Annotated in this window: 12 protein-coding genes; 5 read left to right on the top strand and 7 right to left on the bottom strand. The window is 67.1% G+C overall.

Translation table 11 applies throughout. The features are described from left to right. Positions 1-88: 88 nt before the first annotated feature. From BM382_RS01140 to BM382_RS01130, 3 genes are all read left to right on the top strand, one after another. On the top strand, positions 89-1237 hold the full coding sequence (locus BM382_RS01140; protein ID WP_011061750.1) for a MalY/PatB family protein: 1149 nt from the start codon (positions 89-91) through the stop codon (positions 1235-1237). Between the two features lie 276 nt (positions 1238-1513). Further along, positions 1514-2572, top strand: coding sequence for an aromatic ring-hydroxylating oxygenase subunit alpha (locus BM382_RS01135; RefSeq protein WP_072441504.1), 1059 nt, complete (start codon positions 1514-1516; stop codon positions 2570-2572). Between the two features lie 55 nt (positions 2573-2627). After that, positions 2628-3578 carry a PDR/VanB family oxidoreductase gene (locus BM382_RS01130; RefSeq protein ID WP_065364243.1) on the top strand — a complete coding sequence of 317 codons (951 nt, stop codon included), beginning with the start codon at positions 2628-2630 and terminating at the stop codon, positions 3576-3578. Between the two features lie 4 nt (positions 3579-3582). Here the strand turns inward: BM382_RS01130 and BM382_RS01125 are convergent, their stop codons facing one another. From BM382_RS01125 to mdlC, 6 genes are all read right to left on the bottom strand, one after another. Next, positions 3583-4296, bottom strand: a complete 714-nt coding sequence (locus BM382_RS01125; RefSeq protein ID WP_011061753.1) for a GntR family transcriptional regulator — start codon at positions 4294-4296, stop codon at positions 3583-3585. 267 nt (positions 4297-4563) lie between these two features. Continuing rightward, complete coding sequence (locus BM382_RS01120; RefSeq protein WP_072441501.1) at positions 4564-5820, bottom strand: OprD family porin; 1257 nt, start codon at positions 5818-5820, stop codon at positions 4564-4566. Positions 5821-5940: 120 nt separating this feature from the next. Beyond that, a complete protein-coding gene (locus tag BM382_RS01115) occupies positions 5941-7416 on the bottom strand; it encodes an aldehyde dehydrogenase family protein (RefSeq protein ID WP_072441497.1) in 1476 nt (491 codons plus the stop codon). A 138-nt stretch (positions 7417-7554) separates the two neighbouring features. After that, on the bottom strand, positions 7555-8478 hold the full coding sequence (locus BM382_RS01110; RefSeq protein ID WP_019094484.1) for a ketopantoate reductase family protein: 924 nt from the start codon (positions 8476-8478) through the stop codon (positions 7555-7557). Positions 8479-8521: 43 nt separating this feature from the next. Continuing rightward, a complete protein-coding gene (locus BM382_RS01105) occupies positions 8522-9913 on the bottom strand; it encodes an MFS transporter (RefSeq protein ID WP_072441493.1) in 1392 nt (463 codons plus the stop codon). A gap of 81 nt (positions 9914-9994) precedes the next feature. Next, positions 9995-11581 carry a benzoylformate decarboxylase gene (gene mdlC / locus BM382_RS01100; protein WP_015635942.1) on the bottom strand — a complete coding sequence of 529 codons (1587 nt, stop codon included), beginning with the start codon at positions 11579-11581 and terminating at the stop codon, positions 9995-9997. 115 nt (positions 11582-11696) lie between these two features. On the opposite strand from mdlC, the gene BM382_RS01095 reads away from it, so the two are divergent. Together BM382_RS01095 and BM382_RS01090 are read left to right on the top strand one after the other, a co-directional pair. Next, positions 11697-12593, top strand: a complete 897-nt coding sequence (locus BM382_RS01095; protein ID WP_011061759.1) for a LysR family transcriptional regulator — start codon at positions 11697-11699, stop codon at positions 12591-12593. 109 nt (positions 12594-12702) lie between these two features. Then, positions 12703-13284, top strand: coding sequence for a hypothetical protein (locus BM382_RS01090; protein WP_072441490.1), 582 nt, complete (start codon positions 12703-12705; stop codon positions 13282-13284). Positions 13285-13301: 17 nt separating this feature from the next. Here BM382_RS01090 and BM382_RS01085 read toward each other — a convergent pair whose 3' ends face one another. Next, the gene (locus BM382_RS01085) at positions 13302-14627 is read right to left on the bottom strand and encodes an MFS transporter (protein ID WP_072441488.1); all 1326 of its coding nucleotides are present in this window, start codon (positions 14625-14627) and stop codon (positions 13302-13304) included. Between the last annotated feature and the right edge of the window lie 138 nt (positions 14628-14765).

Raw genomic sequence — 14765 nt, 5'->3', positions numbered from 1 at the left:
AAAAAAGCCGCAACCGGGCCGGCCGATTCAGCGCCAGGTGAGGCTAGAATCAGTTCCTTTCTCCCCCGCGACCCGACGAGATCCGTTCATGAGCTTCGATTTCGATACCCTGCACCCCCGTCATGGCACCGGCAGCACCAAATGGAGCCGCTACCCCGAGGATGTCCTGCCGATGTGGGTGGCGGACATGGATTTCGCCGTGGCCGATGGCATCCTTCAGGCCCTGCGCCAGCGCCTGGAGCACCCGCTGCTGGGCTATAGCGTGGCCCGGGACGAATTGCGCGAGGCGGTGGTCGCCGACCTGTGGGACAAATACGCCTGGCGCGTCAGGCCCGACGAGCTGATTTTCCTCCCCGGGGTCGAGCCCGGGTTCAACATGGCCCTGCACGCCTTCGTCCAGCCGCAGCAGAAGGTGGTGCTGCAAACCCCCAACTATCGCCCCCTGCGCCTGGCCCCGGGCAACTGGGGCCTGGACAAGGTCGAAGTGCCGTTCCAGCTCACCGTCGACGGCACCTACGACACCCCCATGGATGCCCTGCGCCAGGCCTTGCAAGGCGCCGGCGCGATGCTCCTGAGCAACCCGCACAACCCCCTGGGCAAGGTCTTCCCCCGGGACGAACTGCTGGCGGTGGCCACTGCCTGCCTGGACCAGGGCGCGTTGATCATTTCCGACGAGATCCATGCCGAGTTGTGCTTCGACGGCCGCCGGCACATCCCCACCGCCTCCCTGAGCCCGGAAATCGCCCGGCGTACCATCACCCTGATGTCGGCCAGCAAGGCCTACAACATCGCCGGGATGAAGACCTGCTTCGCCATCATCCAGGACCCTGCCACCCGCCTGGCCTTCAACAATGCCCGCGCCGGCATGGTAGACAGCGTCAGCCCCCTGGGCCTGGAAGCCACCCTGGCCGCCCTGACCCACGGCGGCCCCTGGCTCCAGGCCCTGCTGGGCTACCTGCAGGCCAACCGCGACTACCTGCTGCACGCGGTGCAGACCCGCCTGCCCGGCATCCGCATGCACGCGCCCCAGGGCACCTACCTGGCCTGGCTCGACTGCAGCGCCCTGGGCCTCGACGACCCCCACGCCTTCTTCCTCGAGCAAGCCAAGGTCGGCCTCAGCGCCGGGCTGGAATTCGGAGACGACTGCGGGCAGTTCGTGCGCCTGAATTTCGGCTGCCCGCGGGCCTTGCTGGAAGACGGCATCCAGCGCCTGCAGGACAGCCTGCAACGACGCTGATTCTGCAACCCCACTTCGTCCCCGACACCGCAGCCGCCAGATCCCCCCTGGCGCTGCGGCCCGCCCCCAGCCTCGCCCCGCAACTGCCCACCGGCCCTTCGGCGCGCTGCGCCTTGACGCGCGAACAATGGATCCATAAACCCCCTTCACTGGATCCAAAACCCCTATAGCAGCCGATTATCGAACACTAAATCAGCATATTTGTTTGACACCCCCAGAGCGCCAACCATTTAATGGATCCATTAAATAAAAACAACAAACGCCTGGAGAGACGTCATGTACCCCAAGAATGCCTGGTACGTTGCCTGCACCCCCGATGAATTGCAGGGCAAGCCCCTGGGCCGGCAGATCTGCGGCGAACACATGGTGTTCTACCGCGCCCATGAAGGTCGGGTAGCCGCCGTCGAGGATTTCTGCCCCCATCGCGGCGCGCCGCTGTCCCTGGGCTATGTCGAGAACGGCAACCTGGTATGCGGTTATCACGGCCTGATGATGGGCTGCGACGGCAAGACCGTGGAAATGCCCGGCCAGCGGGTGCGCGGCTTCCCCTGCAACAAGACCTTCGCCGCGGTGGAGCGCTACGGTTTCATCTGGGTCTGGCCCGGCGACCAGGCCCTGGCCGACCCGGCGCTGATCCATCACCTGGAATGGGCCGACAACGATCAATGGGCCTATGGCGGCGGGTTGTTCCACATCCAGTGCGACTACCGGCTGATGATCGACAACCTGATGGACCTGACCCACGAAACCTACGTGCATGCCTCAAGCATCGGCCAGAAGGAAATCGACGAGGCGCCACCGCAGACCAAGGTAGACGGCGATCAGGTGGTCACCGCCCGGCACATGCACAACGTCATGCCGCCGCCCTTCTGGCGCATGGCCCTGCGCGGCAACCAGCTGGCCGACGACGTGCCGGTGGACCGCTGGCAGATCTGCCGCTTCAGCCCGCCCAGCCATGTGCTGATCGAAGTCGGCGTGGCCCATGCCGGCCACGGTGGCTACGACGCCCCTGCGCAGTACAAGGCGTCGAGCATCGTGGTGGATTTCATCACCCCAGAAAGTGACACCTCGATCTGGTACTTCTGGGGCATGGCGCGCAACTTCAACCCCCAGGACCAGGCGCTCACCGAGAGCATCCGCGAAGGCCAGGGCAAGATCTTCAGCGAGGACCTGGAGATGCTTGAGCGCCAGCAGCAGAACCTTCTCGCCCAGCCCCAGCGCAACCTGCTCAAGCTCAATATCGACGCCGGCGGCGTGCAGTCGCGCCGGGTCCTGGAGCGGCTGATCGCCCAGGAGCGCGAGCCCCGGGAACCCTTGATCGCCACAAGCCGTTAACCCCCCGAACCCGACAGGCTGGCGGCCCGGATGCGGCCACTGGCGAGGACCGATGATGATCGACGTACTGGTGGCCGCGCGCCACGATGAAGCCCTGGACATCTGCAGCTTCGAACTGGCCGCGGCCGACGCAAGCCCCCTACCCGCCTTCAGCGCCGGCGCCCATATCGACGTGCATCTGGCCAACGGCCTGGTGCGCCAATACTCCCTGTGCAACCACCCCGCAGAGCGCCACCGCTACCTGATCGGCGTGCTCAAGGACCCTGCCTCCCGCGGCGGCTCCAGCAGCCTGCACCAGCAACTGGAGGTGGGCACGCGCCTGCGCATCAGCGAGCCACGCAATCTCTTTGCCCTGGAGCACGCAGCACGGCGCAGCCTGCTGTTCGCCGGCGGCATCGGCATTACCCCGCTCCTCAGCATGGCCGAACAGCTGGCCCACAGCGGCGCGGATTTCCAGCTGCACTACTGCGCTCGTTCGGCCCAGCGCGCGGCCTTCGTCCAGCGCTTGCAGGCCTCGCCCTTTGCCGAGCGGGTGAGCCTGCATTTCGACGAACAACCGGACACCGCCCTGGATATCGCCCAGGCCCTGGCCGGGCCCCGGGACGACGTGCACTTGTATGTCTGCGGCCCCGGTGGCTTCATGCAACACGTGCTGGACAACGCCCGGGCCCAGGGCTGGAAGGAGCAATGCCTGCACCGCGAATATTTCAGCGCTGCGCCCATCGACCACAGCGCCGACGCCAGCTTTGCGGTGAAGCTGGCCAGCAGCGGCCAGGTGTTCCAGGTACCGGCCGATCGCAGCGTGGTCCAGGTGCTGCAGGACCAGGGCATCGAAGTGCCGATTTCCTGCGAGCAAGGGATCTGCGGCACCTGCCTGACCCGGGTGCTGGAAGGGGTGCCGGAGCACCGCGACCTGTTCCTCACCGAGGACGAGCAGGCGCGCAACGATCAGTTCACGCCCTGCTGTTCCCGGGCCAGGAGCCCGCTGCTGGTGCTGGATCTGTAGAGCCTCACTGCGGGCGCAGGATCAGCCTCATGCGCTCGTCGGCCACGGCCGAGCCGAAGATCTCGGCATAGCGCAAGGTGGCGTTGGCATGCTCGCGCATCAGGGCCTCGGCCCGCGCACCCTGGCCATTGACCAGGGCATCGAATATCGAGTGATGCTGCATGTGGGCATAGTTGAAGCGCCGGTATTCCCGGGCCATGTCCTGGCGGTCTACTGCCAGGGCGGTGACCGAGGCGAACGGCAGGTGGTCGTTGCGTGCCAGGGCATCGGCGATCGCCGGGTTGCCGCTGCCCGCCACGATCACCTGGTGAAAACGCATGTTGAGGTCGTGATAGAGCTCCAGATCCTCTTCGTTGACATAGCCCTTGTCGAACAGCGCATCGCCCTCGACCAGGCAGCGTTCGAGAATCGCCCGGCCCTCGGCCGACAGCCCGCGCTCGGCGGTCTGGCGCGCCGCCAGGCCTTCCAGCACCCCGCGCACCTCCACCGCCCCGGCGATGTCTTCGGCGCTTACCGAACGCACCTGAAACCCGCGACCGCCGAACCGCACCAGCAGGCCTTCCTGCTCCAGGGTGCGAAAGGCCATGCGCACCGGCATGCGTGACACCCCGAACAGCTCGGCGGTGGGCACTTCCATCAAGCGCTCGCCTGCCGCCAACTCGCCCGAGGCGATCATCTTGCGCAGCGCGACCAGCACCGTTTGACCGGGTTTGCTCATCCGGGCAGCTTCCTGAAAACGTGGGCGGCCATAGTAACGCAAGCCCCCCCGCAACACGCACCCCGAGATTGCCATAGCCATACGAAGCAGCACGAAGCGGCGGCTACCTTGTAGCCGCTGCCGAGCCTCGGCGAGGCTGCGCAAAGGTCCGCAGGACCTTGCCTGGCGATCTGCCACCGGACCTCCAGCGCTCGTGGAATCGCTGCGTCTGCTGCGTCGGAATGCCGCCCAAGCCGTTCGCAGCCTTCGGCAGCGGCTACAGGGTTTTCAGAGCGACAGCGGGTAGCTGACAATCAGCCGGGTCTGGTCGAAGTCGCTGTTGAAGCTGCGTCGGTTGGTGGCGTTGTTCAGCCGCAGGCTGAGGTTCTTCAAGGTGCCGCTCTGCAGGGTGTAGCCGATCTCGGTATCGCGCTCCCACTCATGGCCGTCATTGCCCACCTTGGTGGTGGCGCTGTCGCCACGACCGTAGCGCACCATGGCCAGCAGCCCGGGAACCCCCGAGGCGGCGAAGTCATAGTCATAACGCACCTGCCACGAACGCTCGCCGGCGTTGCTGAAGTTGCCGTTGAACATGTCGTTGCCCAGGGTCCGGCCGCTGCTGCCGTAGACCGACATCCAGGGGCTGTCGCCGCTGACTTTCTGCAACCCCAGGTACAGCGTGTGCCCGGCCCGGGAGGCGGAGAACAGGCCATAGGCGGTGTGGCTGTCGACCCGGCCGATACGCGCGCTGCCATCGTCGCGGTCGATGAAGTAGCCCAGGTTCGCCCCCAGGGTCCAGTCCCCCAGCAGTTGCTTGTGCAGCAGGTTGAAGTAGCTCTGGCGGTAGATGTCTTCCAACTGCGAATGCCAGACCCCGAGCAAGGTGCGCTGCTGGTTGAAGCGGTATTCGGCACCGGCGTAGTTGAAGCCGTCGGACTTGACCCCGGGCGCGGCCCAGGCCGAAAGATCCTGCATGTCCGAGGAGTTGCGCAGGCTGACGGCACGGTACTGCCCGGCCTGCAGCCCCAGGCCGCTGATCTCTCGGGAGACCAGCATGGCCCCGCGGAAGGTCTGCGGCAGCAGGCGGCCATCGTCATAACGCAGCAGTGGAATGTCCGGCAGCAGCTCGCCGACCTTGAACTCGGTGGCGGAAATCCGCGCCTTGAGGGCCGCTCCGGCGCGACCGAAATTGTCCGCCGCGCGCCCGTCGTCGTGCACCGGCAGCAACTCCGAACCGCTGGCCTGGCGGCTGCTGTCGAGCTTGAGGCCGAACAGGCCGATGGCGTCCAGGCCAAAGCCCACGGTGCCCGGGGTGTAGCCGGAGCTGAACTTGAGGATAAAGCCCTGGGCCCACTCCTCGACCTGGCCCTTGGGCGCGTCATGGTCACGAAAATCCCGGTTGAAGTAGTAGTTGCGCAGCAGCAGGTCGGTCTTGCTCCCCTCGAAAAAACCGCTGTCGTCGGCGGCCCAGGCGGGCACGCACAGGCCCACGGACAAGCAAGCCCCCACCAGGGAACGGCACTGCATCGGATGACGGGTGTTCATTATTATTGTTCTCCGCTTTTCATAGGCGCAGCCGTGCCCGACAGGCCGACAAGGGCCCGCGCGCTCACGGATGCTCAAAAGCCCGGCCAGGGGGGCCGGGCGTTATTCAAAGGTGCCGGGTCAGAAGGGATACTGACGCGGCCGGTGCTGCAGGCTGATCCAGTGGTCCCGGGTGAATTCATCGATCGCCCAGTCGCCGTTGAAGCGCCCAAGGCCGGAGTTCTTCTCGCCACCGAAGGGCGCGTTGGCCTCGTCGTTCACCGGCACATCGTTGATGTGGGTCATGCCGGCGCGCACCTGCCGGGCGAAGTTCACCCCGCGCTCCAGGTTGCCGGTGAACACCGCGCTGGCCAGGCCGAATTCGCTGTCGTTGGCCAGCTCCAGGGCATGGGCTTCGTCCCGGGCGCGCAGCAGCCCCACCAGCGGGCCGAAGATTTCATTGCGCGCCAGGTCCATGTCGGCACGCACTTCGCCGTACACATGGGGCGCCAGCAGGTTGCCGTTCTGCCCGCCCTCGTACAGTGGCTCGGCGCCCTGCTCGCGGGCCAGGGCGATCTTGTCCTGCAGGCCCTGCAACTGGCGGGCGTTGATCACCGGGCCGATCACTGTGTCCAGCGATTGCGGATCACCCACCTTGAGCTGCTTGACCCGGGCCACGAAGCGCTGGGCGAAGGCGTCATAGAGGCGCTCGTCGACGATGATGCGGTTGATCGCCATGCAGATCTGCCCCTGGTGCAGGAACTTGCCGAACACCGCGGCGTTCACCGCCTGTTCCAGGTCGGCATCGTCCAGTACCACAAACGGGCTGTTGCCCCCCAATTCAAGCGCCACGTGCTTGAGGTGCTCGCCGCCACTGGCGATGCGACCGATGCCGCGCCCCACCGGGGTCGAGCCGGTGAAGGTGATCAGCGCCGGCACCGGGTGCTCGACAAAGGCATCGCCGATCTCGCTACCGGCCCCCACCACCACGCTGAACACACCGGCGGGCAGGCCCGCTTCCTCGAAGATCCTGGCCAGCAGCAGGCCGCCGCACACCGGCGTATCGCTGGCCGGCTTGACCACCACCGCGTTGCCCAGGGCCAGGGCCGGGGCGATGGAGCGCTGGGTCAGGTGCAGCGGGAAGTTCCACGGGCTGATCACTCCGACCACCCCCAGGGCGCTGCGGTACACCCGGCTTTCCTTGCCCGGCACATCGGATTCGACAATCCGCCCGTGGACCCGCGCCGGGAAGGACGCCGCCTCCAGGGTGATGGCCCGCGCCGCGCCCCACTCGGCCAGGGCCTTGATCCGCGTGCTGCCGGATTCGCGAATGATCCAGTCGACAATTTCCTCCTGGCGCCGGTCGAAGATCGCCACCGCCTGGTGCAGCACCGCCGCGCGCTGGGACGGGCCCAGGGCCGCCCATTGCGGCTGCACCTCGGCGGCCTTGGCGTAGGCCGCGTCCAGGTCGCTGCGGTTGGCCTGGGCCAGTTCCAGCAGCTGTGCACCGTCGAATGGATTGCTCACCACCAGGGTCTTGCCGGAGGCGCCGGCGCGCCACTGTCCGGCGATGGGTTGCAGGTGCAGATCGCGATAGACCGCGTTGGAATCACTCATGGAAAATCTCCTCATGGAACAGCATTCATAAACCGATGTGTCACACAAAAGCCGGCGTATGCAGGAGCTGGCTTGCCAGCGAAGGCGCCCGCCAGCGCCACACAAGCCCCAAGGCCCTCTTCGCCGGCAAGCCGGCTCCTACGAGGCGGCGCGTTTTTCGATCAGGCGCAGCAGGCCCAGCAGGGTTTCGGTGTGGGGCACAGGCACCCCCGCCTGCCGCGCCCGTTCCAGCACCTGGCCATTGATGGAGCCGATCTCCGTGGGCCGCCCGGCCAGCACGTCCTGCAACATCGAAGGCTTGTGGGTGCGGTGATGGGCAATGGCGAACGCCACACTGTCCAGGCAGCCCTGGGCATCCAGCTCTATTCCCTGGGACCTGGCCACCGCCACCACCTCCAGCACAATGGACCGGGCCAGGGCCACGCCCTCCGGCGCTGCGTCCAGCTGGCCCACGGTGCAGCCGGTAACGGCGCACAGGCTGTTCAAGGCGGCGTTGAAGGCCACCTTCTCCCAGATAGAGGTCCAGACCTGCGGGTCCACCGCACAGTTCAGCCCGGCAGCGTCCAGCACCGCCGCCACCTCCTGGCTGGCGTTGCGCTCGCGGCTGCCTGGGGCCAGCACCCGCACCATGCCCTGGCCGTGGGAATGCACCTGCCCCGGCCCGACCATGTCGGCGGGCCAGTTGGTCATGCCGATCAGCACCTGCTGCGGGGCCACATGCCGGGACAGCGCCTCGGCATTGCCCAGGCCGTTCTGCAGGGTCAGCACGAGGGTGTGGCCGGCGATATGCCCGGCGACACTGCGCAAGGCACTGTCGGTGTGCAAGGTCTTGGTGAAGACCAGCAACAGGTCGGGGTGCCCCGTGGCCTGCTCCGGACGGCAGGCGTGCAGGCCGGTAATGCGCCGCTCGCCGCTGTCGGTGGCCAGCAGCAGGCCGTCGCTGCGGATCGCCGCAAGGTGCCCGTCGTTGATGTCCAGCAGGGTTACCTGCTGGCCGCTTTGCGCCAGCAGGCCGCCAAACAGCGAACCCATGGCGCCCGCGCCAAGAATGGTGATGTTCATCGAACCTCCTGTTTGAGTGGCCGGTTCACGCACCGCGCCGCGTTCATGACTGGCCCGGCAGGCGCCGGGGAATGTGCCGGCCCACGATCAGCAGCGCCAGCAGCGCCATGACCATCACCGAACCCAGCAGCGTGAGGTAGCCGTTGGCGCCGCCCTGGGTAATCACCAGGGCTCCGGCGAAGGCACTGAGGATCGCCCCCAGGCGCCCGAAGGCCAGGGCCGATGCGGTGCCGGTGGCGCGCACACTGGTGGGGTAGATAAAGGCGCACAGGGCAAACATGGTGGACTGCACGGCGTTGACGAACAGGCCGTGCACGCCGAAGCCGAAGATCAGCAGCCCGGTGTCCTGGTGGATGTCCACCACCTGCAACAGGAAGGCGCTGGCCGCGCCGCCGGCGCAGCAGATCAGCAGCGGCCAGAACGAACCCCAGCGAGTGATGGCCACCGCGCACACCAGTGCCCCGATCACCCCGCCCAGGTTGTAGGCGGTCAGCCCGGAACCGGCCACCGACAGCTCCAGGCCTTCGGACAGCAGCATGGTGGGTAGCCAGCTGAAGGCGCTGTAGACCGCGGTCAGGCACATGAAGAACGCCACCCAGAGGGCCAGGGTGTCACGCCCGTAGCCCAGGGCGAACAAGGCGCGGAAACCACCCTGCTTCTCGCTCTTCTGCTCCAGGGCATCGGTGTAGACCACCCCCGCCGCCATCGGCCGGCCCATGCGCCCAAGCAAGGTGCCCAGCTCGTTCCAGCGCTGGGGCCGGCGCGCCAGAAAGCGCGGCGACTCCGGCAGCGTCGCCAGCAAGGCAAAGCCCAGGACGATGGGCAGGCTGCCGCCGATGAAAAACAGGGTGCGCCAGCCGTACAGCGGCAACACATGGGAGGCGAACAACCCCGCCAGCATCCCGCCCAGGGGCACGCAGACAATGGTGGCCGTCACCGCCAGGGTACGCCGCCGCGCCGGGGTGAACTCGGCCGTCACCGTGGTGGCGCTGGGCAGCGCGCCACCGATGCCCAGCCCGGCGATAAAACGCAGGGCCGCCACCGCCAGCGCATTGGGCGCCAGGCCAATGGCGCAAGTGGCCGCACCGAACACGAAGACACTGGCAATGATCGCCATGCGCCGGCCGAACCGGTCGGCAAACAGACCGGCACAGGCACTGCCGATGCCCATGCCGATCAGCCCGGCCGCCACCGCCGGAGCGAACGCCTCGCGGGTGATGCCCCACTCCTTGATCATCAGCGGAATGGCAAAGCCGATCAGTTGGCCGTCGAAGCCGTCCATGACGATGGACAGCGCCGCCAGCAACACCACCAGCTTCTGCATGCCGGTGAAGGGGCCATGGTCGAGCAAGGTGCCGATGTCGGCCTGGGTGGAACCGGAACGCGCCGGCTGGGGCGCGTCATCTATCACAGCAGTGACCGAAGTCGTGTTCATAACCACCTCTTTTTATTCTTCTGGTGAGTCCGCAGGTTGCGGTTGGCAAGGCCGGGCTCGCGCCCGGCGACAAGGCAGCCCTCAGGGTTCGATGGTCAGGGTCGGCACCTCGATCAGTACCGGGCGGTCGCCCGCCAGGGCCTCACTCAGGGCCTGGGCGAACGCCTCGCGGGTGTTGGCCTGCACCGAGTGCACGCCATAGCCGCGCCCGATGGCGCAGAAGTCCAGGCCGGGCACGTCCAGGCCCGGGGCGTCGCTGACCTGCAGCACACCGGCGAACCAGCGCAGGGCGCCATAGGTGCCGTTCTTGAGGATGATGAACACCACCGGGATCTGGTACTGGGCGGCCGTCCACAGCGCGGTGATACCGTAGTTGGCCGAGCCGTCGCCAATGACTCCGATCACCCGCCGCTCCGGCCGGGCCAGTTGCACCCCCACCGCCGCTGGCAGGCCGAAGCCCAGGCCACCGGCGGCCGGGAAGTAGTAGCTGCCGGGTTCGCGCATTTCCACCCGCTGCCAGAAGGCGCCCACGGTGGAGGTGGACTCCTTGACGTAGATCGCGTCCTTGGGCGCCAGCTCATCGATCACGTCGAACACGGTTTCCGGGCGCAGCAGGCCGCCCAGCTCCTCGACCGGAGCAGCCGGCGGCAAGGCCTGGGGCTGCGGCCGGTCGCAATCCGGCAGCGCCCAGACCAGGGCCTGCAGGGTCTCGGCGATGTCCCCCACCAGCGCATCGCCCATGGGCGCACGCGCCGCTTCGCCGGGGTCGCAGGTGATGTGCAGCAGCTCGGTGCCCGCGGGCAGGTAGTCCCCCGGGGCGAACTGGTGGTAGCGGAATACCGGGGCCCCCACCACCAGGATCAGGTCGTGGTCCGCCAGGCAGCGGCTGATGCCGGCAATGGCTGCCGGCAGCACCCCGCGAAAGCTCGGGTGACGGGTGGGAAACGGGCAGCGCGAAGCGGACGGCGCGACCCAGGCCGGCATGCGCAGTTTCTCCGCCAGTTGCACGGCCAGGTGGTTGCTCTGGCTGCCATCCACATCCGGCCCCAGCACCAGCACCGGGTTGCGCGCTGCCGCCAGGCGCTGCACCAGCGAACGCAATTGCGCCGCCGAGGGCAGCCCGGCAGTGGCCACCTGGCGCCGGGCCAGATGCTCGACCCCGGCCGGCGCCGGGCGGGCCCAGTCGTCGTAGGGAATGGACAGGTACACCGGGCCCTTGGGCGCCTGGTTGGCCATGTGGATCGCCTGGCTCAGGGCCCGCGGCACGTCCTCGGCGCAGGCCGGCTCGGCGCTCCACTTGACCAGGGGCTTGGGCAGCTGCGGTGCATCGACGTTGGCCAGCATCGCCTCGACGCCGATCATCGAGCGCACCTGCTGGCCGGCGGTGATCACCAACGGGCTGTGGGAGTACCAGGCATTGGTCAGGGCGCCCATGCCATTGCCGGTGCCGGCCGCGGCGTGCAGGTTGACGAAGGCCGGCTGGCCGCTGGCCAGGGCGAAGCCGTCGGCCATGCCCACCACCGCGCCTTCATGCAGGCCGAGGATGTAGCGGAAGTCTTCGGGGAAGCCCTTGAGAAAGGGCAGCTCGTTGGAACCCGGGTTGCCGAACACGGTGGTCAGGCCTTGTTGCCGCAGGATGTCGTAGGAGGCGCTATGGACGGTTTTCATATGGACCTTTGCCGCTGTTTTTTAGAATTTGAGTTACTCTTGCAGCCGCCACGAAATTGATCAAATCGATACTATCTCTATTAAAAATAAGACCCGTCTATATCCATGAGGCAGCATGAGCCACATCGATCTGAACCTGATCCGCACCTTCGTCACCCTCTACGAAGCCCGCAGCGTGACCCTGGCCGCCGAGCGCCTGTTCGTCACCCAGCCCTCGGTCAGCTACGGCCTGGCGCGGCTGCGCGAGCTGTTCGACGACGGCCTGTTCAGCCGCACCCGGGACGGCATCCAGCCCAGCCAGTTGGCCGATGAGCTGTACCCGGCCTTTCGCGAATCCCTGACGCGGATCGAGAACACCGTGCACAGCACCCGGCGCTTCGACCCGGCGACCACCGAACGGCGCTTTCGCATCGCCCTCTCCGACCTTGGCGAAATGGGCTTCCTGCCGCTGATCCTGGCGCGCCTGAACCAGCAGGCCCCCGAGGCCGAAGTCGAAGTCCTGCCGCTGCAGGTGGACCAGGCCGGCGAGTGGCTCAGCAGCGCCAAGGTCGACGCGCTGATCTGCCGCAAGCCCTTGACCGGCACCCGCAGCCAGGTGCTGATCCGCGAGCGCTACGTGTGCCTGCTCAGCGACCGTCATCCGCGCATCGGCACCCAGCTGAGCCTGGAGCAGTTCCTCGCCGAGCGGCACATCGCCGTGACCCGCACCACCGGCCACGGCAGCGTCGAGGACGTGCTCAAGCAGATGGGCGCCCGGCGCCGCATCAGCCTGCACGTGCCGCACTTCTCGGTGCTGCCCAAAGTGCTGCCCGGCACCGACCTGCTGACCGTGCTGCCAGCGCAGATCGCCCGCCTGTTCACCCTCGAAGGCGGCCTGCGGCAACTGGAACTGCCGTTTTCCGTGGGGGAGTTCGAAGTCTCGCTGCACTGGCACCCCAACAGCGACAGCTCCGCCGCCCTGAGCTGGTTCCGCCAGGCCGTGGCCGCGGCGATCATCGACGGCCAGTCTTGAAACAGCGCCCGCACTTTGCCGGGCCGTGCTGACAACCGCCCATCCCTTGGGCGACCATGGCCGGCCTGGGCCACAACCAGGCACCTCTCTTGAAAGGACTCTGACCACCATGAGCACCCGCTCCCTGCCTTTAATTTTCCTGACCATTTGCATCAGCTTGGTGCTGAGCGCCTGTGGCCCCAACGTGCGCTGGATGCACCCGGACCCGTCGAAGGAACTGCTGCTGCGCGCCATGACCGAGCTCAACGGTTTTCATGCCTACGACTTCAGCGGTGAAGACAACAGCCTGATCAGCGCCGCCGAAGCCAGGGCGCTGCTGGAAGACAGCACCCGGATCACCGAGCGCACGCCGACCTTCATGTTCGTCGAGATCAAGGGCCGCACCCTGAGCATCGTCGGTTACTCCTCCACCTATCGCCCGCGCACCCAGGACTACACCACGCCGATGATCTTCAGCTACGTCGGCGAGCTGAAAAGCGCCCGCTATGCCCTGCCCCACATGGCGCCGAACATCGCCGACCTGAAGTTCACCTCGATCCCCGTGGAAAAACTCAAGGTGGCGCTGCTGCCGCTGTCCAGCGGGCGCGTGAGCTATCCCGACTTCAATGGCAACCTGAACGTCGAATCGGTCAACGGGCGCTACACCCGGATCAGTGCCTTTACCCGCAAGGACAGGGACTCGATCTTTTAACCCCCACCCTGGCCACACTAGGCCAGGGCGGGCTGCGGTTGCGCCGATACCGGCCGCAGCAGCAACAGGCAAGCGGCCGCCAGCACGAAGACCACGGCAAACACTGCGTACAGGTGCAGCGGCTGCCAGCCGGCATCCAGCAACACCCCGGCCACCGTGGGCGAGACAATCGCGCCCATGCGCCCGATGCCGATCCCCCAACCGACCCCGGTGGCCCGTACCGAAGCGTCGTAGACCACCGGTGACAGGGCGTAGAGCCCGGCCACGCAGCCGTTGGCGAACAGCCCGATCAGCAGCCCCAGGCCCAGGGCCGCGGCAATCGAGGAGGCCGAACCGACGAACAGCACCAGCAGCCCGGCGGTCACCAGCATGAACAGCGACAGCACCCGGGTCAGCGGCCAGCGCGAGGACAAGCCGCCGACCAGCGCCGCGCCGAAGATCCCGCCGACACTCAGCAGCACCCCGCCGGTGATCCCCTGCTGCGCCGAGAGCCCGGCGGCCACCAGCAGTTTCGGGGTCCAGCTCATGACGAAGTAGAAACCGAACATCACCAGGAAAAACAGCAGCCAGATCAGCAGCGTGGTGCGCCGCATCGGCCCGGCGAACAGTTGGCCAAAACCGCTGCCGGCGCCCTGCTCGCGTACCGCTGCCGCGGGCATTTGCAGCAGTTGCGGATGGCCCAGGCGCCCGGCCAGGCGATTGATTCGCGCCAGGGCATCGGCCGGCCGCCGGGCCAGGAGAAAGTCCAGGGATTCGGGGAGCCAGAGCAGCACCAGGGGGATCACCAGCAAGGTGACGATGCCGCCGAACAGGAACACCGAGCGCCAGCCCCAATGAGTCAACAGCCACACCGCCAACAGCCCGCCCAGGGTCGCGCCCAGGGCATAGCCGGTGGATTGCAGGCTTACCGCCAGGCCGCGCCAGCGGCGGCTGGAATACTCGGCGGCGATCACGTTGCTGCTGGCCAGGATGCCGCCGATGCCCAGGCCGGTCAGGCCGCGCAACAGCGCCAGTTGCAAAGGGCTCTGGCTGCCGGCCGAAAGCAGCATGCCGACACCCGACAGCAGCAGGCAGAACAGGATCAGCGGCCGGCGCCCGAAGCGGTCGGCCCAGGGCGCGATAAACAGCGAACCGGCGGCCATGCCGAACAGACCGGCACTGAGCAGCAGACCGATCTGCGCCCCGTTGAGTTGCCACTCGGCGGACACCGAAGCGGCGGTGAAGGCCATCACCAGCACATCGAAGCCGTCGATCATGTTGAGGACGATGCAGATACCGATCGCCAGGCACTGGAAGGAGCCCATCGGGCCTTGGTCGACCCGTTGCTTGAGATCGTGGTTCATGGCCGTCCTCTCATGCTCGGGCTGGACGCGCAAAGCGCGGGGACGGACAGGCACACAGGCAGGTGGCACGCAGGACCGAGAACGGCCCGTGCCCTTGGGAGAACGCGCATGACGAAACCCTTTTCTTGTAATTGTTAT

Source organism: Pseudomonas sp. NFPP25, assembly GCF_900116505.1.
In the GTDB taxonomy this organism is placed as follows: domain Bacteria; phylum Pseudomonadota; class Gammaproteobacteria; order Pseudomonadales; family Pseudomonadaceae; genus Aquipseudomonas; species Aquipseudomonas protegens.
Note: the sequence above shows the minus strand (reverse complement) of the source record. Positions and strands in the feature narration are given on the sequence as shown.

What these genes read in the sequence shown, in the direction of transcription:
- BM382_RS01095 (WP_011061759.1), top strand. Translation starts at nt 11,697, where the DNA reads ATGAGCCACATCGATCTGAACCTGATCCGCACCTTCGTCACCCTCTAC.
- BM382_RS01105 (WP_072441493.1), bottom strand. Translation starts at nt 9,913, where the DNA reads ATGAACACGACTTCGGTCACTGCTGTGATAGATGACGCGCCCCAGCCG.
- BM382_RS01130 (WP_065364243.1), top strand. Translation starts at nt 2,628, where the DNA reads ATGATCGACGTACTGGTGGCCGCGCGCCACGATGAAGCCCTGGACATC.
- BM382_RS01090 (WP_072441490.1), top strand. Translation starts at nt 12,703, where the DNA reads ATGAGCACCCGCTCCCTGCCTTTAATTTTCCTGACCATTTGCATCAGC.
- mdlC (WP_015635942.1), bottom strand. Translation starts at nt 11,581, where the DNA reads ATGAAAACCGTCCATAGCGCCTCCTACGACATCCTGCGGCAACAAGGC.
- BM382_RS01140 (WP_011061750.1), top strand. Translation starts at nt 89, where the DNA reads ATGAGCTTCGATTTCGATACCCTGCACCCCCGTCATGGCACCGGCAGC.
- BM382_RS01085 (WP_072441488.1), bottom strand. Translation starts at nt 14,627, where the DNA reads ATGAACCACGATCTCAAGCAACGGGTCGACCAAGGCCCGATGGGCTCC.
- BM382_RS01110 (WP_019094484.1), bottom strand. Translation starts at nt 8,478, where the DNA reads ATGAACATCACCATTCTTGGCGCGGGCGCCATGGGTTCGCTGTTTGGC.
- BM382_RS01125 (WP_011061753.1), bottom strand. Translation starts at nt 4,296, where the DNA reads ATGAGCAAACCCGGTCAAACGGTGCTGGTCGCGCTGCGCAAGATGATC.
- BM382_RS01120 (WP_072441501.1), bottom strand. Translation starts at nt 5,820, where the DNA reads ATGAACACCCGTCATCCGATGCAGTGCCGTTCCCTGGTGGGGGCTTGC.
- BM382_RS01115 (WP_072441497.1), bottom strand. Translation starts at nt 7,416, where the DNA reads ATGAGTGATTCCAACGCGGTCTATCGCGATCTGCACCTGCAACCCATC.
- BM382_RS01135 (WP_072441504.1), top strand. Translation starts at nt 1,514, where the DNA reads ATGTACCCCAAGAATGCCTGGTACGTTGCCTGCACCCCCGATGAATTG.